This window comes from Stenotrophomonas sp. ATCM1_4 (assembly GCF_004348115.1).
Lineage (GTDB): Bacteria > Pseudomonadota > Gammaproteobacteria > Xanthomonadales > Xanthomonadaceae > Stenotrophomonas > Stenotrophomonas capsici.
Genome location: NZ_QPFB01000001.1, coordinates 3,179,230 through 3,203,204, shown reverse-complemented (window position 1 = coordinate 3,203,204; position 23,975 = coordinate 3,179,230). Strand labels below are relative to the sequence as shown.

General features: G+C 68.4%; 19 protein-coding genes and 1 pseudogene. 15 read left to right on the top strand and 5 right to left on the bottom strand.

The features are described 5' to 3' along the window. The first annotated feature begins 36 nt into the window (after positions 1 to 36). Both ATCM_RS14755 and pbpC read left to right on the top strand, forming a co-directional pair. The gene (locus ATCM_RS14755; RefSeq protein ID WP_132865238.1) at positions 37 to 4,956 is read left to right on the top strand and encodes an alpha-2-macroglobulin; all 4,920 of its coding nucleotides are present in this window, start codon (positions 37 to 39) and stop codon (positions 4,954 to 4,956) included. A gap of 186 nt (positions 4,957 to 5,142) precedes the next feature. After that, positions 5,143 to 7,458, top strand: a pseudogene (gene pbpC / locus ATCM_RS14750) (penicillin-binding protein 1C); the annotation flags it as partial. Positions 7,459 to 7,538: 80 nt separating this feature from the next. Here pbpC and ATCM_RS14745 read toward each other — a convergent pair. Together ATCM_RS14745 and ATCM_RS14740 are read right to left on the bottom strand one after the other, a co-directional pair. Beyond that, complete coding sequence (locus ATCM_RS14745) at positions 7,539 to 8,117, bottom strand: ferritin-like domain-containing protein (RefSeq protein WP_132865236.1); 579 nt, start codon at positions 8,115 to 8,117, stop codon at positions 7,539 to 7,541. 27 nt (positions 8,118 to 8,144) lie between these two features. Beyond that, entirely contained in the window at positions 8,145 to 8,627 is a 483-nt protein-coding gene (locus ATCM_RS14740) for a peroxiredoxin (protein WP_132865235.1), read from the bottom strand. Positions 8,628 to 8,777: 150 nt separating this feature from the next. On the opposite strand from ATCM_RS14740, the gene ATCM_RS14735 reads away from it, so the two are divergent. Then, positions 8,778 to 9,212 (top strand): Hsp20/alpha crystallin family protein, encoded by a 435-nt coding sequence (locus ATCM_RS14735; protein ID WP_132865234.1) that lies wholly within the window; start codon positions 8,778 to 8,780, stop codon positions 9,210 to 9,212. 120 nt (positions 9,213 to 9,332) lie between these two features. Beyond that, on the top strand, positions 9,333 to 10,229 hold the full coding sequence (locus ATCM_RS14730) for a DnaJ C-terminal domain-containing protein (RefSeq protein WP_132865233.1): 897 nt from the start codon (positions 9,333 to 9,335) through the stop codon (positions 10,227 to 10,229). 75 nt (positions 10,230 to 10,304) lie between these two features. Here ATCM_RS14730 and pilH read toward each other — a convergent pair whose 3' ends face one another. After that, the gene (pilH, locus tag ATCM_RS14725) at positions 10,305 to 10,688 is read right to left on the bottom strand and encodes a twitching motility response regulator PilH (protein ID WP_132865232.1); all 384 of its coding nucleotides are present in this window, start codon (positions 10,686 to 10,688) and stop codon (positions 10,305 to 10,307) included. A gap of 92 nt (positions 10,689 to 10,780) precedes the next feature. Then, positions 10,781 to 11,776 carry a YhdH/YhfP family quinone oxidoreductase gene (locus tag ATCM_RS14720; protein WP_132865231.1) on the bottom strand — a complete coding sequence of 332 codons (996 nt, stop codon included), beginning with the start codon at positions 11,774 to 11,776 and terminating at the stop codon, positions 10,781 to 10,783. 141 nt (positions 11,777 to 11,917) lie between these two features. Between ATCM_RS14720 and hflK the strand changes: the two genes are divergently transcribed. The 5 genes from hflK to radA all read left to right on the top strand — a co-directional run bounded on the left by hflK (position 11,918) and on the right by radA (position 18,102). Continuing rightward, positions 11,918 to 13,021 carry an FtsH protease activity modulator HflK gene (gene hflK / locus ATCM_RS14715; protein ID WP_132865230.1) on the top strand — a complete coding sequence of 368 codons (1,104 nt, stop codon included), beginning with the start codon at positions 11,918 to 11,920 and terminating at the stop codon, positions 13,019 to 13,021. After that, entirely contained in the window at positions 13,018 to 13,881 is an 864-nt protein-coding gene (locus tag ATCM_RS14710; RefSeq protein ID WP_132865229.1) for a protease modulator HflC, read from the top strand. Before hflK ends, ATCM_RS14710 begins: the two co-directional genes overlap by 4 nt. Positions 13,882 to 14,233: 352 nt before the next feature. Beyond that, positions 14,234 to 15,526: an adenylosuccinate synthase gene (locus tag ATCM_RS14705; protein WP_132865228.1), complete on the top strand. Its 1,293-nt coding sequence runs from the start codon at positions 14,234 to 14,236 to the stop codon at positions 15,524 to 15,526. A gap of 402 nt (positions 15,527 to 15,928) precedes the next feature. Continuing rightward, the gene (locus ATCM_RS14700) at positions 15,929 to 16,642 is read left to right on the top strand and encodes an AraC family transcriptional regulator (RefSeq protein ID WP_132865227.1); all 714 of its coding nucleotides are present in this window, start codon (positions 15,929 to 15,931) and stop codon (positions 16,640 to 16,642) included. Positions 16,643 to 16,716: 74 nt separating this feature from the next. Further along, positions 16,717 to 18,102, top strand: coding sequence for a DNA repair protein RadA (radA, locus tag ATCM_RS14695; protein WP_132865226.1), 1,386 nt, complete (start codon positions 16,717 to 16,719; stop codon positions 18,100 to 18,102). A gap of 108 nt (positions 18,103 to 18,210) precedes the next feature. Here radA and ccsA read toward each other — a convergent pair whose 3' ends face one another. Next, positions 18,211 to 19,002, bottom strand: coding sequence for a cytochrome c biogenesis protein CcsA (gene ccsA / locus ATCM_RS14690; protein ID WP_132865225.1), 792 nt, complete (start codon positions 19,000 to 19,002; stop codon positions 18,211 to 18,213). A gap of 110 nt (positions 19,003 to 19,112) precedes the next feature. On the opposite strand from ccsA, the gene ffh reads away from it, so the two are divergent. The 6 genes from ffh to rimM all read left to right on the top strand — a co-directional run bounded on the left by ffh (position 19,113) and on the right by rimM (position 23,972). After that, positions 19,113 to 20,495, top strand: a complete 1,383-nt coding sequence (ffh, locus tag ATCM_RS14685; protein WP_132865224.1) for a signal recognition particle protein — start codon at positions 19,113 to 19,115, stop codon at positions 20,493 to 20,495. A gap of 106 nt (positions 20,496 to 20,601) precedes the next feature. Continuing rightward, complete coding sequence (locus tag ATCM_RS14680) at positions 20,602 to 21,036, top strand: hypothetical protein (RefSeq protein ID WP_132865223.1); 435 nt, start codon at positions 20,602 to 20,604, stop codon at positions 21,034 to 21,036. A 29-nt stretch (positions 21,037 to 21,065) separates the two neighbouring features. Then, positions 21,066 to 22,139, top strand: coding sequence for a nitronate monooxygenase (locus tag ATCM_RS14675; protein ID WP_132865222.1), 1,074 nt, complete (start codon positions 21,066 to 21,068; stop codon positions 22,137 to 22,139). Then, the gene (locus tag ATCM_RS14670) at positions 22,139 to 22,930 is read left to right on the top strand and encodes an aminotransferase class IV family protein (protein WP_132865221.1); all 792 of its coding nucleotides are present in this window, start codon (positions 22,139 to 22,141) and stop codon (positions 22,928 to 22,930) included. The genes ATCM_RS14675 and ATCM_RS14670 overlap by 1 nt, the downstream gene beginning before the upstream one ends. A gap of 137 nt (positions 22,931 to 23,067) precedes the next feature. Beyond that, positions 23,068 to 23,328 carry a 30S ribosomal protein S16 gene (gene rpsP / locus ATCM_RS14665; RefSeq protein ID WP_132865220.1) on the top strand — a complete coding sequence of 87 codons (261 nt, stop codon included), beginning with the start codon at positions 23,068 to 23,070 and terminating at the stop codon, positions 23,326 to 23,328. A 128-nt stretch (positions 23,329 to 23,456) separates the two neighbouring features. Continuing rightward, on the top strand, positions 23,457 to 23,972 hold the full coding sequence (gene rimM, locus ATCM_RS14655; protein ID WP_132865219.1) for a ribosome maturation factor RimM: 516 nt from the start codon (positions 23,457 to 23,459) through the stop codon (positions 23,970 to 23,972). Positions 23,973 to 23,975: the final 3 nt, after the last annotated feature.

Here is a 23,975-nt window from a genome sequence, read left to right as displayed (position 1 = left end):
GGCTGGGTATACTCCGGCCATCTGCAGGAGGACGCCATGGGCAACAGGAAGTCGTGGGGATTGCGGGGGGCAGCGCTGGTTCTGGCGGCGATTGCCTTGATTGCAGGATGCAAGCGCAACGAGACCGGGCAGCTGCCCGGCACCAGTGGCGAGGCCATCCAGGCCAAGCGCGAGGAGGTCAAGGGCTTCGTCATGCTGCGGGCCTATCCGGACCAGCAGCGCGGTGACGGGATGGCGTTGGCGGTGGAGTTCTCGCGGCCGCTGGTCGGCACCCAGGACTTCGACAAGCTGCTGCGCTTCGAGGAGAAGGTCGGCACCGAGGAAAGCAGCTGGTCGCTGTCCGATGACGGCAAGACCCTGCGCTATCCCTACGTGGAGCCGGCCAAGGAGTACACCCTGATCATTTCGCCGGACCTGCTGGCCGCCGATGGCAGCCGGCTGGGCACGGAGGTGAAGCAGAAGGTGTTCAGCGGCGAGATGGAGCCGGCGGTCGGTTTCGCCTCGCAGGGCAGCGTGCTGCCGGCCAAGGAGAGCCGCGGCCTGCCGGTGGTGTCGGTGAACGTGCCGGAGGTGGACGTCGAATTCCTGCGCGTGCGCGAATCCGAGCTGCCCAGCTTCTTTGCCCAGTACCAGCGTGGCGGCCGTCGTGGCAGCTGGGAGCTGGACAGCGAGTACAGCGACAATACGCCGCTGTCGCAGCTGGCCGAGCCGGTCTACATGAACCGCTTCGTGCTGGGTGGCAAGCAGAACGAGCGGGTACTGACCTACCTGCCGATCCAGGAAGTGAAGGAACTGCAGCAGCCGGGCCTGTACTTCGCGGTGATGAAGCGCACCGGCAGCTTCGGCGGCGAGTACGACACCGCGTTCTTCTCCGTCAGCGACATCGGCCTGCACACCCGCGCCTACAAGGACACGCTGTTCGTCCACACCGCGTCGCTGGCCGATGGCACGCCGGCCAGGAAGGTCGACCTGAAGGTCATCAACGCCAAGGGCGAGGTGATCCTGAGGGGGCAGACCGACGGCAACGGCAACGCGTTGCTCAACTACACGCTCGATGCCACCCAGGTGCTGGTGGCTTCCAGCGGCAGCGATACCACGATGCTGCCGTTCAACCAGCCGGCGCTGGACCTGAGCGAGTTCGCGGTGGCCGGCCGCCAGAATGCCAACTTCGATGTATTCGCCTGGTCCGGGCGTGACCTGTACCGCCCCGGCGAGACGGTGCGCGTGTCCGCGCTGTTGCGTGACAACGACGGCAAGCCGCTGCCGGCCCCGGCCAATGGCGGGTTGCCGGTGTTCCTGCGGCTCAAGCAACCCGACGGCAAGACCTTCCGCGAAACCCGCCTGCAGGCGGGCGAGCAGGGCTATTTCTCCTTCGAGCAGGTGATCCCGGTCGAGGCGCCCACCGGCCGCTGGCAGGTGGAGTTCCGCACCGACCCGGCCAGCAAGGAAGCGGTGCAGGGCATGACCCTGCGCATCGAGGAGTTCCTGCCCGAACGCATGAAGCTGGACCTGGACAGCGCGCAGAAGACGCTCAAGCCGGGCGAGCCGCTCAAGCTGCAGGCCGACGCGGCCTACCTGTACGGGGCTCCGGCCGACGGCAACCGCTTCACCGCGCGCCTGGCGGTGGCGGTGGAACAGCATCCGGTCGAGGCGATGCCGGGCTGGTTCTTCGGCGATCCCACCGTTGAGCTGCCGCGGCAGGCCAACGACGTGATCGACACCACCCTTCCCGGCGATGGCAAGCTGCGCCAGGACATCCCGCTGCCGGCCGAGGTCGGCAAGGGGACGACGGTGGCGGCGGTGGTGTCGGGCAGCGTCTACGAGACCGGCGGCCGCACCGTCACCCGCACGCTCAAGCGCGTGCTGTGGCCGGCCCCGGCACTGGTGGCGGTGCGCCCGTTGTTCGACGACAAGGACGGTGCCGACGCCAACGCCAATGCGCGCTTCGAGCTGATGCGCGTGGATGCCGAGGGCAATCCGCAGCCGGGCAAGGGCCTGAAGGTCACGCTGGTACGCGAGCTGCGCGATTACCACTGGACCTACACCGACAACCGTTGGGACTACGACTTCACCCGTCGCTTCGAGAACAAGGAAACCCGCACCCTCGATGCCGGCACCACCGCGGCCCGCTTCGACTTCCCGGTGGAATGGGGTGATTACCGGGTGGACGTGTTCGATCCCGCCACCGGCCTGACCACGCGCTATCCGTTCAGTGCCGGCTGGAGCTGGGAGGACGAGAACCGCGGCATGGACGCACGCCCCGACAAGGTCAAGCTGGCGCTGGACAAGACCAGCTACCGCGCCGGTGACACGCTGAAGGTGACGGTGACGCCGCCGCATGCCGGCCGTGGCCTGTTGATGGTCGAAAGCGACAAGATGATCTATGTCCAGGACATCGACGCCAAGCCGGGCAGCACCTTCGAAATCCCGGTGACCGCCGACTGGGAGCGCCACGACGTCTACGTCACCGCGCTGGTGTTCCGCGGCGGCAGCGCGCCGAGCAAGATCACCCCGGCGCGTGCCGTGGGCGTGGCCCACGTGCCGATGAACCGCAGCGACCGCCGCGTCGCGGTGGGCCTGGTGGCGCCCAGGCAGATGCGTCCCGAACAGCCGATGACGGTCACCGTCAGTGCGCCGGAGCTGGCCGGCAAGCCGGCCCATGTCACCGTCTCGGCGGTGGACGTGGGCATCCTCAACATCACCCGTTTCCCGGTGCCGGATGCCCCGGCGCATTTCTTCGCGCAGCGACGCCTGGGCGTGGATGCGTATGACATCTACGGGCGCGTGATCGAGAGCTTCGACGGCAACACCGGCAAGCTGAAGTTCGGTGGCGACATGGCCCTGGCGGCGCTGCCGCAGGCCAAACGGCCGACCGCGCGGGTGCAGACCGTTGACCTGTTCTCCGGGCCGGTCGCGCTGGACGCCAAGGGCAATGCGCGGGTGCAACTGAACGTGCCGGACTTCAACGGCACCCTGCGGGTGTCGGCGATGGTCTATTCGGACCAGCGTTACGGCAACCGCGACGTGGAGACGCTGGTGCGCGCGCCGATCCTGGCCGAGGCCAGCATGCCGCGGGTGATGGCGCCGGGCGACCGCAGCATGGTCACCCTCGACGTGCAGAACTTCACCGGCAAGCCCGGCCAGTTCACGGTACGGGTGGACGGCGAAGGCCCGCTGGGCATCGCCGAGTCCTCGCGCTCGGTGCAGTTGGGCGCGGATGCCAAGAGCACCCTGAGCTTCCCGTTGACCGCGCAGGAAGGCTACAGCGTGGCCAAGGTGCGGGTGCGCGTGGACGGCAACGGTTTCAAGGTCGACCGGCGTTATGACCTGCCGGTGCGCGCGGCCTGGCCGCAGGTGCTGCGCTCGCAGACCCGCACGCTCGATCCGTTGGCACCGGTCACCCTGGACAGCAGCTTCATCGATGGCCTGATGAGCAACTCGGTCAGCGCCCGCATGCTGGTCAGCGCGCTGCCGCCGATCCCGTTCGCCTCTGCGCTGCAAGGGGCGCTCAACTATCCGTATGGGTGCGCCGAGCAGACCACCAGCAAGGGCTACGCCGCGTTGATGCTCGACCAGGCCACCTCGGCCATGCTCGGCGCCGATGGGCTGGATGCCAAGGCGCGCCGCGAGCGCATGGAAGGTGCGTTCGGCCGATTGGCATCGATGCAGGTGGCCAACGGCAACTTCTCGATGTGGGGCAACGACGACTACATCAACCCGGCGCTGACCCCGTACATTGCCGAGTTCCTGCTCGATGCCAAGGACGCCGGCTTCGCGGTGCCGGAGAACGTGCTGCAGAAAGCGCTGGACCGGATCAGCGAAGACCTGCTCAGCGGTGGCAACCAGTTCTACGGGCAGGACAACCGGGAGGCACTGAAGTTCGCCAACCAGGCCTATTCGGGCTATGTGCTGGCGCGGGTCAACCGCGCGCCGCTGGGAACCCTGCGCACGCTGTGGGACAACGAGCGCAGCAAGGCGGTGTCCGGCTTGTCGCTGGTGCACCTGGGCGTGGCGCTGTCGCTGCAGGGCGATGGCAAGCGCGGCCAGGCCGCGATTGCCGCCGGCTTCGCCAAGGCTACGAATGACCGTCCGTCCTACTTCGGCGATTACGGCAGCGTGCTGCGTGACGATGCGCTGATGATCGCACTGACCCACGAGCGTGGCCTGGCCAAGCCCGAGTACGACGCACGTGCAGTGTCCATGGGCCGCGAGCTGGAGGCCCGTCGCAACAGCGGCTGGCTGTGGCTGAGCACGCAGGAGCAGGTGGCGTTGGCACGCCTGGGCAAGGCCTTGATGGTCAACCAGAAGAAGCTGGTGTCCGGCGAGCTGGCCGTGGGTGAGCGCCGCGAGGCGATCGACGCGCGCAAGGCGTTCGGCCGGGTGTTCGATGCAGCCCAGCTGGCGCAAGGCGTGCGCTTCTCGCCGCAGGGCGAGGCCCCGATGTTCGCCAGCCTGGACGTGGCCGGCATCCCGCGCCAGGCACCGGCGCCGGACAACCGCCATATCGGCATCGAGCGCACCTGGTACGGCACCGACGGCAAGCCGTGGACACCGCGTCCGTTGAAGGAAGGCGAGGCCTTGATCGTGCGCCTGAGCGTGACCGCCAATACCGCGATGCCCGAGGCATTGGTGACCGACCTGTTGCCGGCAGGCCTGGAGATCGAGAACTTCAACCTCGGTGATGCCAAGCAATGGGCCGACGTGGTGGTGGATGGCGTGGAGATCAGCGACCGTGGCAGCGCCGCCGACATCAAGCACGAGGAGTTCCGTGACGACCGTTACGTGGCGGCGGTGAACCTGTCGCGCGGCCGGACCGCGAACGTGTTCTACCTCGTCCGTGCGGTCAGCCCGGGTACCTATACCGTGCCGCCGCCGCTGGCCGAGGACATGTATCGCCCCGACCTGCGCGGCGTGGGTCGCTCCACCCCGACCACGATCACGGTGGTACAGCCCTGACCCCGCCGCGCCTGCGCAACACGGCAGGAGCGGCTTCCGCCGCGAGGCCGGGAATGCCCGGCTTCGCGCCCGGGGTCGCTCCTGCTCCCCAAGGTCACGATTGAAGAACACGCACCAGTGAACACGCGCTTCCCGCGCCTGAAGCAGCTTGGCAAGCGCCTGCGCTCTCCCCGCACCCTGCGCCTGCTGCGCTGGGGCACCGCCACATTGCTGGCGTTGCTGCTGGTGCTGGACCTGGCCTTTCCGCCACCACTGCCGCGGTCGCGGGAGACCAGTACGCTGGTCGTCGCCGCCGACGGCACGCCGCTGCGCGCCTTCGCCGATGCCGAAGGCGTCTGGCGCTATCCGGCCGACGCGAAGACGGTTTCGCCGCTCTACCTGCAGGCGTTGCTGACCTACGAGGACCGCTGGTTCTGGCGGCATCCGGGCATCAACCCCTGGGCGCTGCTGCGTGCGGCCAGGCAGATGGTGCTGGAGCGGCGCATCGTCTCCGGCGGTTCGACGCTGACCATGCAGGTCGCGCGCATCCTCGACCCGCATACGCGCACGCCATGGGGCAAGCTCAAGCAGCTGTTGCGTGCGGTGCAGCTGGAGGTGCACCTGAGCAAGGCCGAGATCCTCGACCTCTACCTGGAGCGCGCGCCCTACGGCGGCACCATCGAAGGCGTCGAGGCGGCCAGCTGGGCCTACCTGGGCAAGTCCGCCGCGCACCTGTCGCAGGCCGAGGCCGCACTGCTGGCGGTGCTGCCGCAGTCACCGAGCCGGCTGCGTCCGGACCGCCATCCCGAGGCCGCAAGACGGGCCCGCGACAAGGTGCTGGCGCGCATGGCCGAACTCGGCGCGTGGTCGGCCGACGAGGTCGCCGATGCGCGCATCGAGCCGGTCGTTGCGCGCTCGCTGAAGCAGCCGCTGTACGCGGCGCTGCTGGCCCAGCGCCTGCATGCGGCGCAACCGCGCGCCGCGCATATCCAGACCACGCTCGACGCGGGCCTGCAGCGCACGCTGGAGGAGCGCGTGGCGGCGTACTTCTCGCAGCTGCCCGAGCGCACCTCCGCCGCGCTGCTGGTGATGGACAACACCACGCTGGAGGCCCGTGCCTACGTGGGCTCGGTCGCGTTCGGTGACAAGGCGCGGCTGGGGCACGTGGACATGGTGCAGGCCTGGCGCTCCCCCGGCTCCACGCTCAAGCCGTTCCTGTACGGCATGGCGCTGGACGATGGCCTGATCCACTCCGAGAGCCTGCTGGTGGATGCGCCGCAGAGTTTCGGCGGCTATCGCCCGGGCAACTTCGATGCCGCGTTCAATGGCCCCATTGGTGCGGCCAGCGCATTGCGCCTGTCGTTGAACGTGCCCTCGGTGGACCTGCTCGACCGTGTCGGCCCGGCGCGCTTCACCGCCCGGCTCGCCAACGGAGGGGTCACGCTGCGCTTCCCGCATGGGGCCAAGCCGAACCTGGCCGTGATCCTGGGCGGCACCGGTGCCCAGCTGGAGGGGCTGGTCGGTGCCTTCTCGGCGTTCAACCGCGGTGGCATCGCCGGGCGCGTGCGTTACACGCCGGACGATCCCCGGCTCGAGCGGCGGATGATGTCCGAAGGCGCGGCATGGATCGTGCGTGACATCCTCGAATCCAACCCGCGCCCGGGGTACGGCGTGGGCACCTTCGACACCGGCGGCCGCCCGCGCGTGGCATGGAAGACCGGCACCAGCTTTGGTTACCGCGATGCCTGGGCCATCGGCGGTACCCGCCAGTACACCGTGGGGGTGTGGGTCGGCCGGCCCGACGGCACGCCGCTGCCCGGCCAGTACGGAGCGGTCACCGCGCTGCCGCTGATGTTCGAGGTCATCGACAGCCTGCCGCGCCAACCGGGCGACAACGCCACCCGGACGGCACCGGCCAGCGTCACTGAAATGGACATCTGCTGGCCGCTGGGCATCGCCGCCGAGCAGACCCCGCCATCGATGTGTCACCGGCGGTTCCCGGCGATGGTGCTCGACGGAGTGGTGCCGCCGACCTTCGCCGAACGCGATGCCCGCCTGTGGCAATCCGGTCGCCTGCGCTTCGAGGTGGATGCAGTGACCGGGCAGCGGGTATCGGTGGACTGCGACGGCCATCCGGCCCGTGAGCAACGCGAGATCGCCCGTTGGCCGGCACTGGCTTCACCGTGGTTGTCGGCCGTGCAACGGCAGGCACAGCAGTTGCCGGTGCTTGCGGCCGATTGCCCGGACGATGGCCGCCAATCGCGTGGCGTACTGCATATCGACGGCCTGAATGACCAGTCCACGCTGGCCCGGCCACCGGGTGCAACGCATGGTCCGCGCCTGCAACTGCGCGCACTGGGAAGCGATGCCACCGTCCAATGGCTGCTCGATGGCCGCTGGATTGCCCAGACCCAGGGCGCGCGGGTGTTCATGCGCGACTTCGAGGACGCCGGCGAACACACGCTCACCGCCCTGTCGGACGACGGCAGCTGGGCACGCGTGCGCTTCCGCGTCGTCCACTAGCCGGCAGGAGCGACCTTGCCCGCGAAGTCCCGGACCGCCAGGCGGTCATGGCGTCGCAAGCGAGGCCGCTGCTGCCGAGGTTACTCGCCTATCCAGCCGTCCAGCATGTCGGCGAAGTCATCGGCATGGTCCTCCTCCTGCGCCAGGATCTGCTCCAGGATGCGCTTGGTGGTGGTGTCCTTGTCGCCGATGAAGTTGATCATCTCGCGATAGCTGTCGATGGCGATGCGCTCGGCGATGAGGTTCTCGCGGACCATGTCGCGCAGGTTGCCGCCTTCCTTGTACTCGGCGTGGGAGCGCGCGGTGAGGGTGTCCGGGTTGAGGTCCGGTGCACCGCCCAGTTGCACGATGCGGTTGGACAGCAGGTCCGCATGCGCCTGCTCCTGCTGGGCGTGTTCCAGGAACTCGGCCTTCACCGTGTCGGCCAGCATCCCCTTGGCCATGTAGTAATGTCGGTAGTAGCGCAGCACGCAGACCCATTCGGTGGCCAGCGCATCGTTGAGCAGCTTGATCACCGTGGTGCGGTCGGCGCTGTAGCTGGGCGTCACCGCACCGTCTTCCATGCGTTTGCGCGCGTTGGCCCGCAGGGTCTTGCGGTCGGTGAAGCCGGGCGTCGGGGCGGTGGGTTTGCTCGGCTTCGCGGCTGGCTGCTTGCTCATGGCTGGCCTTTCCTTCTGTTGGGGAAACTACTCCGGCAGATGGGCGAGCACGTATTCGGCAGAGGACACCTCGAACTGGCCGGGTTCCTCGACATAGCTGCCGCGTACCACGCCATCTTCCACGTACAACGCGAACCGGCGCGAGCGCATGCCCATGCCGGAACTGCTTGCGTCCATCTCCAGCCCCAGCGCACGGGTGAACTCGCCGTTGCCGTCGGACAGCATCTGCAGGCCATCGGGCACCGATTGGCTCCGGGCCCAGGCCTGCATCACGAACGGATCATTGACCGCCATGCAGAACACCTCGATGCCGCGGCTGCGGAAATCATCGAAGTGCTCCACGTAACCGGGCAGGTGACGGGCCGAGCAGGTCGGGGTGAACGCGCCGGGGACGGCGAACAGCACCACCTTGCGGCCGTCGAACAGGGTGTGGGTATCCACCGTTTCCAGGCCCTCGCGCAGGCGCTTGAGGATGACTTCGGGAATGCGGTCGCCGACTTGGATGGACATCAGTAACTCCTGTGCTGAATGTCAGTTTAGTGATCGATTGGAAGTGCCGCGTCAAAAGCTTGAAAAAGCGGCTTTCACGCAACACCTCGTGGGCATGGGAACGGCATCGCCATTCCGGCAGTCCGGGCCCCCACATTTCAGGAGGACATGATGAGCATCGTACGTTACCGCCAGTGGCCGACGCAGTCCGAAATCCGCAATCTGCTGGGCCCGTTGCTGGAAGCCCCCGCCACCTCGCCGCAGGGCTGGGCGCCGGCGGTGGACATCCGCGAGGAGCCGACGCAGTTCGTGCTGTTGGCCGACCTCCCCGGCGTGGAGCCGTCCAGCATCGAGGTGCAGATGGACAAGGGCGTGCTGGAGATCCGTGGTGAGCGCAGCGCACCGGCCGCCGCCGGGGAAGGCCGCTTCTCGCGCAGCGAGCGACGCCATGGCACGTTCAATCGCCGCTTCGCCCTGCCGGACAGCGCCAACGCCGAGGGCATCGCCGCCCGCAGCCAGAACGGCGTGCTGGAGATCCGCATCCCCAAGCGCGAGGAACCGGCACCGCGCCGCATCCAGGTCCAGGCCGCTTCCCCGGCCCTGTGAGTGCGCCTCCACCAGCACGAGCGCCGTGGCCCGGTAGAATGGCGGCCACGGCGGTTGCCGGTTGCATGACGGCCCGTTGCCGAAAGGTGGCGGGCCTGACTTTTTTGCAGAGGTGTATGGATGGAATTCAAGGATTACTACGCAACGCTGGGCGTGGAGCCCACCGCCGGCGATGCCGAGATCAAGACCGCCTACCGGCGTCTGGCGCGCAAGTACCACCCCGACGTCAGCAAGGAAGCCGGTGCGGAGGAGAAGTTCAAGGCGGTCAATGAGGCCTACGAGGCGCTGCGCGATCCGCAGAAGCGCCAGGCCTATGACCAGCTGCGCGCGCAGGGTTACCGCCCGGGCGAGGAATTCCAGGCACCGCCCAACTTCGGCGGCGGCCAGGGGTTTGATTTCGAGGAGGTGTTCGGCGGCGGCGGTGCCGGCGGCGGCTTCAGCGATTTCTTCGAAAGCCTGTTCGCGCGCCAGCGCGGTGCCGGCGGGGCAGGGGCGCGTGGTCGGCCCGGGTTTGGCGGCGCCGGTCCGCAACCGATGCGCGACACCCGCGCCAAGCTGTCGGTGCCGCTGGAGGCGGCGTACAGCGGCGACAGCCTGCGCATCACCGTCGATGGTCGCCAGCTCGACGTGCGCGTGCCCAAGGGCATCCGCCCGGGCCAGGTGATCCGGCTGGGCGGGCAGGGCAGCGGGGGCGGCAACCTGATGCTGGAGGTGGAATACGCCTCGCACCCGCAGTTCGAGGTGGACGGGCGCAACATCCTGTACACCCTGCAGGTCACGCCGTGGCAGGCGGCGCTGGGCACCAGCATCAGCGTGCCGACCCTGGGCGGGGCGGTGGAACTGAAGGTGCCGGCCGATTCGGACAGTGGCCGCAAGCTGCGCCTGCGCGGCCGTGGCCTGCCGGGCAAGCCCGATGGCGACCAGATCGTGGAACTGGAGGTGGTGGCCCCGGTGGCGACGACCGAGGCCCAGCGCAAGGCCTATCAGGAACTGGCCAAGGCCTTCGGTGACAGTTGAGGCCGGTGCGTCCGGTCCCCGAGCACGAAAAAGGCGAGCTCCCCGGCTCGCCTTTTTCGTTCCGGCCCTCCGGCGTCAGCCGGCCGGCGGGGCCTCGGCGCTGAACACCTGCGCGATCACCGCGGACAGGTCCTCTTCCGAGAACGGCTTGGTGATGTAGGCCTTGGCGCCCTGGCGCATGCCCCACAGCCGGTCGGTGTCCTGGTCCTTGGTGGTCACCAGGATCACCGGGATGTGCTGGGTGGTGGCCTCGCGCTTGAGCGTGCGGGTGGCCTGGAACCCGTTGAGGTTCGGCATCACCACGTCCATCAGCACCAGGTCCGGCAGCACCGACTTGGCCGCTTCCACCCCGGAAGCGCCATCGGTGGCGGTAAAGGTCTCATGCCCCAGCTTCTCTACGATGCGCTGGATGCCCATCAACTGAGACGGCGAATCGTCAACGATCAGGATGCGCGCCATGTTCTTCCCCAAGAGTCAGCGACGAGTGTAGTGCCGGCCCGGGCCCGGCGTGAAGCCGCCAGCGCCGGGTCTGGGCCGGGTCAGGACGGCGGTCAGTCGATTCTTACGACCGTGCGCCCGAAGGACTTGCCGGCGAGCATCGTATCGAACACGCCCGGCAGTTCGCCAAGCCCCACTTCACGGGTACAGATGGTGCCCAGGTGGCGCGGCTTCCAGTCCCCGCCCAGCAGTGCCCAGACCTGCTCGCGGATGTCCCGGGCGGTGCCGGCCGAGGCCACGCCCAGCAGGGATACGCCGCGGATGATGAAGGGCATCACGGTCATGTCCAGCTCCGCGGTGGCCGCCAGGCCGGCCGAGGCCACGTTGCCGTAGGGGCTGGTCTGGGCCAGCAGGCTGGTCAGCATCGCCCCGCCGACGTTGTCCAGCCCGCCGCCGAAGCGGGCCGATTCCATCGGCCGGGTGGTGGCCAAGGCATCGCGGCCCAGTACCTGGCTGGCACCGATCGCGGTCAGGTAGTCGGCCGCCTCGGCCTTGCCGCTGACGGCATGCACCTCGAAGCCGGCCCGGCTGAAGATGTCCACCGCCAGCGAGCCGACCCCGCCGGTGGCGCCGGTCACCGCCAGCGGGCCGAGCGCCGGGGACTGGCGGTTCTCGGTCATCCGGAACAGCGCCAGCGCGGCGGTGAAGCCGGCCGTGCCCAGCACCATGGCTTCACGCAGGTCCAGCCCGGCAGGCAGCGGGATCACCCATCGGGACTCCAGTCGCACGTACTGGCTGTAGCCGCCGTCGCGGGTCTCGCTCAGGCCGCAGCCGGTGGTCAGCACCTTGTCGCCCTCGCGGAAGGCCGGGTCGGTCGAGGCCACCACCTCGCCGGCCACGTCGATGCCGCCGACCAGCGGGAAGCGGCGCAGGATCTTGCCCTTGCCGGTGCCGGCCAGGGCGTCCTTGTAGTTCACCGAGGACCAGCGGGCACGGATCACCACCTCGCCGGGGCTGAGCTGGTCCAGCGCCAGCGGCTCCAGGCCGCTGCGGTAGCCCGCCTCGTCGTTGTGGATGCGGAAGGCGGAAAACGGGGCGGAAACGGACATGGCGGCCTGCACTGGAACGGGGGATGTCCAAGATAGCGGTTGCGAAACGGCAGGTCAGCCTCATCTAGTAGAATCGGGATTCGATTGATGGCCGGGTCCGGCGGGAACTCCCGCACCCCGGCCCTTACAGATGGAGCATGCATGGCCTGGAATACACCCGGCGGCAATGGTGGGGGCGCGGACGACCGCGGCCCGCGCAAGCCACGTGGCGGAAATGGCAACGGATGGGGCGGCAACATCCCCGGCCCGTTGCGCGACCTGTTTGATGGCGGCATCTGGCGCTGGGTACTGATCGTGGTGGCCTTGCTGGTGCTGTTCTCCAGCTTCCAGCTGATCGGCGAACAGCAGCGTGGCGTGGTGCTGCGCTTCGGCCAGTTCTCCCGCATCCTGCAGCCGGGCCCGAACTTCAAGCTGCCGTGGCCGATCGAGTCGGTGATCAAGGTCAATGCCACCCAGATCAAGACCTTCAGCAGCAACGTGCCGGTGCTCACCCGCGACGAGAACATCGTCAACGTGGCGGTCAACGTGCAGTACCGCGTGGACGACCCGCGCCAGTACCTGTTCGGTACGGTCGATGCCGACCAGATGCTGGAGCAGTCCGCGCAGAGTGCGGTGCGCGAGCAGGTGGGCCGTGCCGACCTGAACACCGTGCTCAACAACCGCGGCCCGCTGGCCTCGGTGGCCGAGCAGCGCCTGCAGGCTTCGCTCAAGGCCTACGAGACTGGCCTGAGCGTGACCGGGCTGACCCTGCCTGATGCCCGCCCGCCGGAAGAAGTGAAGCCGGCCTTCGACGAGGTCAACGGTGCCCAGCAGGTCAAGGAACGCCTGATCAACGAAGCCCAGGCCTACGCGGCCAAGGTCGTGCCCGAAGCGCGTGGCCAGGCCTCGCGTGCCCGCACCACCGCCGAAGGCTACAAGCAGGCCGCCGTGGCCAAGGCCGAGGGTGACGCGCGCCGCTTCACCCTGCTGCAGGCCGAGTACAAGAACGCGCCGGAAGTCACCCGCAAGCGCCTGTGGCTGGAAACCGTGCAGCAGGTGCTGGCCGAGAACCGCAAGGTCATCGGTGGCGATGGCCGCCAGCTGATCTACGTGCCGATGCCCGCCGATGCGGCCAAGGGCGCCGGCAACGCCCCGCAGCTGACCCCGGACATGGTCGTGCCGGCCCTGCCGTCGGCCACCGACAGCATTCGCAACGCGGACCGCTCGGTCTCGCGCTCGGCAAGTCGTGAGGAGGCCAGCCGATGAAGAATTCATTTGTGATCGGCCTGCTGGTCGTGGTGCTGCTGGGCCTGCTGGGCTCGGTGTACGTGGTCCGCGAGGACCAGACCGCGATGGTGCTGAACCTGGGCAAGGTGGTGCGTTCGGACATCAAGCCGGGCCTGCACTTCAAGGTGCCGCTGGTGGAAACCGTGCGCGTGTTCGACCGCCGCTTCCAGGTGCTGGACACCGCTCCGGCGCGTTACTTCACCGCCGAGCAGAAGGACGTCAGCGTCGACTTCTTCGCCATCGGCTACATCTCCGACGTGCGTTCGTACTACCGCTCCACCGGCGGTGACGGCAAGGTGGCCAATGCCCGCCTTGCGCCGATCATCACCGACTCGCTGCGCAACCAGATCAACTCGCGCACCCTGCAGGCACTGGTGTCCGGTGACCGCGGCGAGCTGATCGCCGGCCAGCTGAAGGCGATCAACGAGGCGGTCAAGCCGCTCGGCATGCAGATCATCGACCTGCGCATCAAGCAGATCGACCTGCCGACGGACAGCCAGGTGATCACCGACGTGTACGAGCGCATGCGCGCCCAGCGCAAGCAGGAGGCCGCCAAGCTGCGCGCCGAGGGCGAGGAGCAGTCGCTGACCATCCGCGCTCAGGCCGACCGCGAGAGCACCGTGATCGTGGCCGAGGCCGAGCGCGATGCGCAGCAGCTGCGTGGTGAGGGCGATGCCCAGGCCGCCGCCATCTACGGCAAGGCCGGCTCGGCCGACCCGGCGTTCTACTCGTTCTACCGCAGCCTGGAGGCCTACCGCGGCTCGATGACCGACGGCAATGGCGTGATCGTGCTCGACAAGAACGACCCGTTCCTGCAGTACCTGAAGAACGACCGCTGACCCTTGCGGCAGCACCAGGCTCGGCCCGGTGCTGCCAGCTGCCGGTAGCGCCGGGCCATGCCCGGCAGCAACGTGGCGCAGGTTGGCTGCGTTCACGGGGCCGGGTCTGAACGACCGGCCACTGCCGCCGATGGGATGCACCTTCAGGGGTGGTAGCCGTCAGGCAAAACCCGGATAATCCAGAAAAGCCGGTCGGGCCTGCTCCTCACAGAGCGTCCCGTTCGGCTTTTTCCGTGTATGGCCTTGACGTTTGCCGGCGCTCCCCGATGGGGCACCACTGTGGCTGACCATTGGCTCCGCACGGCCCCGTCCGCGGCCCCGATGGCCGCAGCAAATTCAGGAGTTACCCGTCATGGGTCAATCAGTTGTTGTTCTCGGCGCCCAGTGGGGCGATGAAGGCAAGGGCAAGATCGTCGATCTGCTGACCGAGGAGATCGGTGCAGTGGTCCGTTTCCAGGGCGGCCACAATGCCGGCCACACCCTGGTCATCAACGGCAAGAAGACCGTCCTGCACCTGATTCCGTCCGGCATCCTGCGCGATGACGCGCTGTGCCTGATCGGCAATGGCGTGGTGATTTCCCCGGCCGCCCTGCGCAAGGAAATCGAGGAGCTGGAAACGGCCGGCGTGGAAGTGCGTTCGCGCCTGAAGATCTCCCCGGCCGCGCCGCTGATCATGCCGTACCACATCGCGCTGGATCAGGCCCGCGAAAAGGCCGCCGGCGGCAAGGCCATCGGCACCACCGGCCGTGGCATCGGCCCGGCCTATGAAGACAAGGTGGCGCGCCGCGGCATCCGCGTTGCCGACCTGCACTACCCGGAACAGCTGGCCGAGAAGCTGCGTTCGGCACTGGATTACCACAACTTCGTGCTGACCCAGTACCTGGGCGTGGAGCCGGTGGATTTCGACACCGTCTACCAGGAAGCGCTGGCCTTCGGCGAGTACGTCGAGCCGATGAAGTCCGACGTGGCCGGCATCTGCCATGACCTGCGCAAGCAGGGCAAGCGCGTGCTGTTCGAAGGCGCGCAGGGCGCGCTGCTGGACATCGACCACGGCACCTACCCGTACGTCACCAGCTCCAACACCACCGTCGGCGGCGCGCTGGCCGGTGCCGGTGTGGGCGCCGATGCGATCGATTACGTGCTGGGCATCGCCAAGGCCTACGCCACGCGCGTGGGTGGCGGTCCGTTCCCGACCGAGCTGGACGACGAGATCGGCCAGGGCATCCGCGACCGTGGCGCCGAGTACGGCGCCTCGACCGGCCGTCCGCGTCGCTGCGGCTGGATGGACATCGTCGCGCTCAAGCGCGCCGTGGCCATCAACGGCATCTCCGGCCTGTGCATCACCAAGCTGGACGTGCTCGACGGCATGGAAAAGCTCAAGATCTGCATCGCCTACGAATACCGTGGCAAGCGTACCGAGTACGCCCCGCTGGATGCGCAGGGCTGGGAAGAGTGCACCCCGGTGTACCTGGAATTCCCGGGCTGGAGCGAGAATACCCACGGTGTCACCGAGTGGGACAAGCTGCCGCCGGCCGCCCGCGCTTACCTGCGCGCGCTGGAGGAACTGGCAGGCTGCCCGATCTCGATCGTGTCGACCGGTCCGGACCGCGACCACACCATGGTCCTGCAGGATCCGTGGGGCTGATCGCCCGTCACCGCGTTTGATGCGTGAACCAAGGCCCCGCGAAAGCGGGGCCTTGTGTTTGCAGCCTTGCGGTGGATGGTCATGGGATGGGGCGTCGCCGTCCGCGGGCCTAGGCCTGGGGATTGGGCAGTGCCGCGGCCGGTGATGCCAGGGTGCTTCCCGCAGGGCCAGCCCAGCTCGGGTGCCTGGATTGTGCCGGTTCCGGCATCCGGGGCATTTCATGCCATCAAGGCGCGGTGCGCCTGGAGCTGGATCCTGCCTGTAGGGACCGCACGGGTGGCCTGAGGCGGCCGGTCTGTCGGCCCCGCCGCCGGGAATGCCTTTTGGCCCTGCGGATTCCATGCCGGATCAGGCATCATCGGATGCCCGGTCGGCTTTCCCCCGACGCCATATGTCGTCCCGATGCGTATTGACCCTGCCGAAATCGAAGCCCTGTTCGACGCCATTCCCAGCGTGCTGTTCTTCGCCAAGGACACCGACGGGCGCTACACGCACGTCAACATGACGATGATGCAGCGGCTCGGCGTGAAGTCGCGCAGCGAGGTGATCGGGCGGCGTGCCGATGAGCTGTACCCGGTGGGCATGAGCGAGGCCTACGTGGCCCAGGACCAGCGCGTGCTGGGGGGGGAGGTGATCGAGAACGTGATGGAGCTGCAGCTGTTCGCCAACCAGCAGCCCGGCTGGTGCCTGACCTGCAAGCGGCCGATCATCGAGGACGGCAGGGTGGTCGGCCTGATCGGCATCTCGCGCGACCTGGGCCAGCGTGGCGGGCTGGAGTCGCAGTACGAGCCGTTGCGGCTGGCGCTGGATTACCTCAACACGCACTACGCCGAGAACGTGCGCATGCAGACCCTGCTGGACATCACCGGGTTCTCGCTGTCCAAGCTGGAGCGCTCGTTCCGCAAGGTGTTCCAGATGACCCCGCAGCAGGTGCTGACCCGGCTGCGCATCCAGATCGCGTTGCACCTGCTGCATGGCGAGGACAGCGTGGCCAGCATCGGGCAGGCCTGTGGTTTCAGCGACCAGAGCGCGTTCACCCGCAAGTTCAAAGCCGAAGTGGGCATGGCGCCGCGCCAGTACCGGGCGATGATCGCCGCGCGCGCGCTGCTGAACTGAGTCCGGGCCCGTGCTGGTCGCAGCCACTGCGACCACCCTCGGCTATCCTGCGATCCCCCGTCGCAGGAACCTCCATGGCCAAGCCCCGTAACAGCGCCTACGTCTGCACCGAATGCGGTGCCGAGTACAGCAAATGGCAGGGCCAGTGCACCGAATGCGGGGCATGGAACGTCCTGAGCGAGATCGTGCTGGAGAGCGCGGCCGCCGCCAAGTCGCCGGCCGCGCGCCGCAGTGGCTGGGCCGGCAAGGTCGAGGCGCCGAAGATCACCGCGCTGAAGGACGTGCAGCAGACCGAGCACCAGCGCGTGTCCACCGGCATCGGCGAGTTCGACCGGGTGCTCGGCGGCGGGCTGGTGGAGGGTGCGGTGATCCTGGTCGGCGGCGATCCCGGCATCGGCAAGTCCACGCTGTTGCTGCAGGCGGTCGCCAGGATGGCCAGCACGCTACCGGTGCTGTACGTGACCGGCGAGGAATCGCTGGCCCAGGTGGCGGGCCGTGCGGTGCGGCTGGAGCTGCCGCTGGAGGGCCTCAACGGGCTGTCCGAGACCGGCGTGGAGAACATCCTGCAGCACGCGGCCTCGGCGCGGCCCAAGCTGATCGTGGCCGATTCGGTGCAGACGCTGTGGACCGAAACCCTGACCGCCGCCCCAGGCTCGGTCAGCCAGGTGCGCGAAAGCGCGGCGCGGCTGGTGCGCTTTGCCAAGGAAACCGGCACGGCGGTGTTCCTGGTCGGGCACGTCACCAAGGAGGGCGGCATCGCCGGACCGCGCGTGCTGGAGCACATGGTTGATGCGGTGCTGTACTTCGAAGGCGAGAGTGGCAGCCGCTTCCGCGTGCTGCGCGCGTTCAAGAACCGCTTTGGCGCGGTCAACGAACTGGGCGTGTTCGCGATGGGCGAGAAGGGCCTGAAGGAAGTGCCCAACCCGTCGGCGATCTTCCTGTCCGGTGGCAGCACCCGCCAGCCGGGCAGCTGCGTGATGGTTACCCGGGAGGGCACGCGGCCCCTGCTGGTGGAAGTACAGGCGCTGGTGGATTCCTCGCCGCTGTCCAACCCGCGCCGGGTCGCGGTGGGCCTGGAGCAGAACCGCCTGGCGATGCTGCTGGCCGTGCTGCACCGGCACGGCGGGGTGCTGGTCGGCGACCAGGACGTGTTCGTCAACGTGGTCGGTGGCATCCGCGTGCAGGAAACCGCGGTCGACCTGCCGGTGCTGCTGGCGGTGTTGTCCTCGCTGCAGGACCGGCCGCTGGCGGAGAAGACCATCGCCTTCGGCGAGGTCGGCCTGTCCGGCGAGATCCGGCCGGTGCCGAACGGCGAGGACCGCCTGCGCGAGGCGGCCACGCACGGCTTCAAGCGCGCCATCGTGCCCAAGGCCAATGCCCCCAAGACCGGCTCGGTGAAGGGCATGGAAGTGATTGCGGTGGAGCGGCTGTCCGAGGCGCTTGAGGCGGCATCGGAATGATCCGTAGCGCTCCGTAGAGCGGAGCCATGCTCCGCCGGGGCCTTGCCGGCGATTCCTGCGGATGCCCGAATCCCGCTGCCGCGCCTGGCGCGGCAGTACCGGGCGTGTTTAGTTCTTTCCCAACACCAGCTCGATCACGAAGCGGCTGCCGAAGAACGCCAGCAGCAGCAGCGCCATCGCGCTCAGGGTCCAGTGGACGGCCTTGCTGCCGCGCCAGCCGTAACGGCGGCGGCCGATCAGCAGGGTGCCGAACACGATCCACGACAGCACGCTGAGCACGGTCTTGTGCACCAGCTTCTGCGCCAGCAGGTCATCGACGAACAGCACGCCGGTGACCAGGGTCAGGGTCAGCAGGCTGAAGCCCACCGCGATCGTGCGGAACAGTAGGGTTTCCAGGTCCGCCAGCGGCGGCAGGGCGCGCAGCCAGGGACGGAAATCGCGACGGCGCAGGGCACGCTCCTGCAGCCACAGCATGATCGCCAGCAGCGCAGCCACGCTCAGCGTGGCGTAGGCCAGCAGTGCCAGCCAGGCGTGGGTGGCCAGGCGCCAGCCCAGTACCTTGCTCGGTTCGTGGCCGTAGCCGTGGTAGGCGAGCAGGCCGATGGCGGCCAGCGGGAACACCACCACGCCCAGTGCGGCCATGCGCCCGCGCGCGCCGACCAGGGTGGTCAGCACCGCCATGCCCAGCCCGACCAGGGACAGCGCCGCGAAGAAGTGCATGTCCGGACCGCCGCTGGTCTGCATCGCCACCATCAGGTGGTAGCCGGCATGCAGGACGACGGCGCTGACCGCCGGCAGCAGCCAGGTGCGCGGCAGGGCGTTGCGATCCATCGCCAGTCCGCGCACGAGCAGGGCCGTTGCCAACAGGTAGAGGACGGCGGCGATGAGAACGATTGTCATCGGCACAGTTTCGCACACGGGCCCGCCGCTGGCGACGTGAACCGGCGGGCTCGCGGGCGGGTCGCTATACTTGGCGGCTCTGTATCCACGATTCCCGCAGGTTGCACCGCATGTTCGAGTCACTGACCCAGCGCCTTTCCGGCACCATCGAGCGCCTGCGTGGGCGCGGCCGCCTGACCGAGGAGAACATCCGCGAGGCCACCCGTGAAGTCCGCATCGCGCTGCTGGAGGCCGACGTGGCCCTGCCGGTGGTGCAGGCCCTGGTCGAGAAGATCAAGGTGCGCGCGGTCGGCCAGGAAGTGCTCAAGTCGCTGACCCCCGGCCAGGCGCTGATCAAGGTCGTCCGCGACGAGCTGACCGCGGTGATGGGCTCCCAGGCCGCCGACCTGAACCTCAATGTCCCCGCGCCGGCCATCATCCTGATGGCGGGCCTGCAGGGCGCCGGCAAGACCACCACGGTCGGCAAGCTGGCCAAGCACCTGAAGGAAAAGCGCAAGAAGAAGGTGATGGTGGTCTCGGCCGACGTCTACCGCCCGGCCGCGATCGAGCAGCTCAAGACGCTGGCCCAGCAGGTGGATGTGCTGTTCTTCCCGTCGGCCCCGGACCAGAAGCCGGTGGACATCGTGCGCGCCGCCATCGATGACGCGCGCAAGTCGTTCGTCGACGTGCTGCTGGTGGACACCGCCGGCCGCCTGGCCATCGATGAAGCGATGATGGCCGAGATCAAGGCCCTGCACGCGGCGATCAACCCGGTCGAGACCCTGTTCGTGGTCGACTCGATGACCGGCCAGGACGCGGCCAACACCGCCAAGGCCTTCGGCGAGGCGCTGCCGCTGACCGGCGTGGTGCTGACCAAGACCGACGGCGACGCCCGTGGCGGTGCCGCGCTGAGCGTGCGCTACATCACCGGCAAGCCGATCAAGTTCACCGGTACCGGTGAAAAGGTCGATGGCCTGGACGTGTTCCACCCCGAGCGCGTGGCCAGCCGCATCCTGGACATGGGCGACGTGCTGTCGCTGGTGGAGCAGGTCGAGCAGCAGGTCGACAAGGACAAGGCGCAGAAGCTGGCCGAGAAGGTCGCCAAGGGCAAGAAGTTCGACCTGAACGACATGCGCGACCAGCTCGAGCAGATGCAGAACATGGGCGGCATCGGCGGCCTGATGGACAAGCTGCCGGGCCTGGGCCAGATCCCGGACCACCTCAAGCAGCAGGTCACGCAAAGCAAGGAAGTGCCGCGCATGATCGCCATCATCAACTCGATGACCAAGAAGGAGCGCCGCAACCCGGGCCTGCTCAATGGTTCGCGTCGTGCCCGCATCGCGCGTGGCTCCGGCACCCAGCCGGCCGACGTCAACAAGCTGATGAAGCAGTACATGCAGATGGAAAAGATGATGGGCAAGCTCGCCGGCGGCGGCATGAAGGGCATGCTGCGCAACATGAAGGGCATGCTCGGCGCGATGGGCGGTGGCAAGGGCGGCTTGCCTTTCCGCTGAAATGTGAAGCCGGCGCTGGAGGCGCCGGAATGCTCCCGATACAAGGCTTGCGGCGCGTGGGAAGCCACGATGTTTCGCCGTCATCCGAACGATCAGGAGTACATGCATGAAGAAGGGAATCTGGCTGCTTGCAATGGCCTTGGGCCTGGCGGCGTGCGGCGATGACCGCTCGCCGTCCCAGCGCACGGGAAGTGCCGTCGGCGGAAGTGCCATGGATTTCGTGGCTGGCCCTGGCGAGGGTGTGGACAGACGCACGTCGCTCACGCTCGAGGTCGCGCCGGCGATGGCCGCGCGCGGGTTGACGGTCACCCTGGGCAAGAGCTGCGGGATGGGGGCCAGGGACGCGTCCATCTACGTGATCGCGTCCCATTCGTTCACTGGCACCTTGGTGGCCAGGGCGCTGGATGCCGAGGGCCGCGAGATCGGCCGGGCCTTGGTCGAGGTGGCAATGGCTGCCGATGACGCTCAATATGTGGACTTCACCTTCAGCGAAGAGATGGACAGCCAGCGGGTGCGGAGCTACGCCCTTTCGGTGCGCTGATCCGGGGGCCCGCTGGTGTCGTGATCGCCATGCACAACCCTGCAATCGCCGCGCGTGTTGCTACCTTCTGCCAACGCTTCGGCGTTGATGTCCCCATCCTGCTGGCGCCGATGGCCGGCGCCTGCCCGGTGCCGTTGTCGGTGGCGCTGGCCAACGCCGGCAGCATGGGGGCGATGGGCGCGGTGCTGTCCACGCCGGGGCAGGTCGGGGAATGGATGGAGGCCTTCCGCGCGCAGTCCGCGGGGCCGGCGCAGGTCAATGTCTGGATTCCCGATCCAGCGCCTGCCCGCGACGTGGCCGGTGAGGCCGCGACCCGGACGTTCCTTGCGCAGTGGGGGCCGGAGGTGCCGGCCAGTGCCGGTGATGCCGGCCCGGCGGATTTCGATGCGCAGTTCGAGGCCCTGGTCCAGGCGCGACCGGCGGTGGCATCCAGCATCATGGGAGTGTTCTCGCCGGCACAGGTGCAGCGCCTGAAGGACGCTGGCATCGCTTGGCTGGCTGGTGCCACCACGCTGGCCGAAGCCCTGCAGGCGCAGGCCGCCGGAGCCGATGCGGTGATCGCGCAGGGTGCCGAGGCCGGTGGCCATCGCGGCGCATTCGAGGCTGACCAGGCCGAGCAACAGCTGGTCGGGTTGTTCGCGCTGCTGCCGCGTCTGGCCGACCGGCTGGAGGTGCCGGTGATCGCCGCCGGAGGCATCGCCGATGGACGTGGCGTAGCCGCCGCGTTGGTGCTCGGTGCCAGTGCGGTGATGGTCGGCACGGCCTTCCTTGCAGCGGATGAATCCGATGTCCCCGATGCCTGGAAGCAGGCCCTGCAGGACGCCGAGCCGGAAGGCACGCGCACTACCCGTGCCTTCAGCGGCCGGCTGGGGCGCGCATTGGATACCGCGTATGTGCGCGCCGCGGCCGCTCCCGATGCACCTGCGCCGCGTCCTTACCCGGTGCAGCGGGGGCTGACCGCCGCCATGCGCCGGCAGGCCGGTGCCGATGGCCGGATCGACGCGATGCAGGCCTGGGCCGGGCAGTCGGCGTGGATGGCGCGACGCGAACCGGCGGCACGTATCCTGCAGTCGATGTGGGCACAGGCGCAGGTGCTGCTGTGATGCGATTGTTCTGCAATGGCCGGCCGGTGGACGTGGACGTGCTCGCCCCGGCGCTGGTCAACTATGGCCACTTCACCTCGTTGCAGGTACGCGGTGGGGCGGTGCAGGGCTGGGCGCTGCACGTGCAGCGGTTGCGGCAGGGCACGCGTGAACTGTTCGATGCCGACCTGGACGCGGCCAGCCTGCAGCGCTGGCTCAAGCGCGCCCTGGAGGCCTGCGAGGTGGGCGATGCATCGGTGCGGATCACCGTGTTCTCGCGTGCCTTCGACTTCCGGCAGCCGCAGCAGGCCGTGCCCATCGATGTCCTGATCGGGATCGGCGTGCCGGCGACGATGCCGGTGGCCGGACGCGCAGTGCTGCCGGTGTCCTACCAGCGCGAGCTGGCGCATGTGAAGCATGTGGGGACCTTCCCGTTGTTCCATTACCGGCGGCAGGCGATGGCGGCCGGGTATGACGATGCCTTGTTCGTCGATGCGGCGGGCTGCATCAGCGAGGGCAGCACCTGGAACGTGGCGTTCTGGGATGGTGGCCGGGTGATCTGGCCGCAGGCAACGGCGCTGCGCGGGGTCAGCGAGCTGCTGTTGATGGATGGGCTGGCGGCGTTGGGCCAGGGGCAGGTGCGGCGCGAGGTGCACGTGCCGATGCTGGCGGGGATGAGCGGCGCGGTGGCCTGCAATTCCACCGGCCTGTGGCCACTGGCGCGGATCGGGGAGCAGGTGTTCGAGCAGTCAGACCTGCTGCTGGAGCTGCTGCAGCGGGCGCTGGGCGAGGCGCCGTGGGCGGTGCTTTAGGGCGGTTGGGGCGTGAAGGCTTGAACGTCTGTTCAGCTTCGGCGGAGGCCCAAGACTTGGAATGCCCCGGACCCATCGCTATAATCGCCGGCTTACCGCGCCATCCTGGCGACTGGGCAACATAGGAAAACACCACCATGGTCAAGATTCGACTGACCCGCGGCGGCGCCAAGAAGCGTCCGTTCTACCACATCATCGTGACCGACGTCCGTAGCGCCCGTGACGGCCGCAACATCGAGCGCGTCGGCTACTACAACCCGGTCGCCCAGGGCGCCGAGCAGCGCGTTGTCCTGGACATCGCCGCCGTCGACAAGTGGGTAGCCAACGGCGCCCAGCTGACCGACAAGGTTCGCAACCTGTACAAGGAAGCGACCAAGGCCCAGGCCGTCGCGGCCTGATCCTGGCGGGGGGGGGGGGGGGGGGGGGGGGGCGCGGGCGGGGGGGGCGGCGGCGGGGGGCGCGGGCCGGGGGGAGCGGGGGGCTTTCGGCGGGCGGGCCGCGCCCCCCCGCCCCCCGACTGCTTCATATGAATAAAGATTCCGAGCGCCGGATCCTGCTGGGCAGGGTTGCCGGCGCTTTTGGTGTGCGCGGCGAGCTGAAGCTCGAGTCCTGGACCGAGCCCCGTTCCGCCATCTTCAAGTACCAGCCGTGGATCCTGCGCTCCCCCTCGGGGCAGGAATCGGAGCTGACCGGCGTGCGTGGTCGTGAATCGGGCAAGGCCCTGATCGCCACCTTCCCGGGCGTGGACGACCGCAACGTGGTCGAGGCCATGCGCGGCACCGAGATCTACATCCTGCGCAGCGCGCTGCCACCGCCCAAGCCGGACGAGTACTACTGGGTCGACCTGGAAGGCCTGGACGTGCAGACCGTGGAGGGTGTGAAGCTGGGCCAGGTCTCGCACCTGTTCAACACCGGCTCCAATGACGTGCTGGTGGTGCGCGGCGACCGCGAGCGCATGGTGCCGTTCGTGATGGACGACTTCATCAAGTCGGTGGACTTCGAGGCCAACCTGGTCGTGGTCGACTGGGATCCGGAGTTCTAGCCC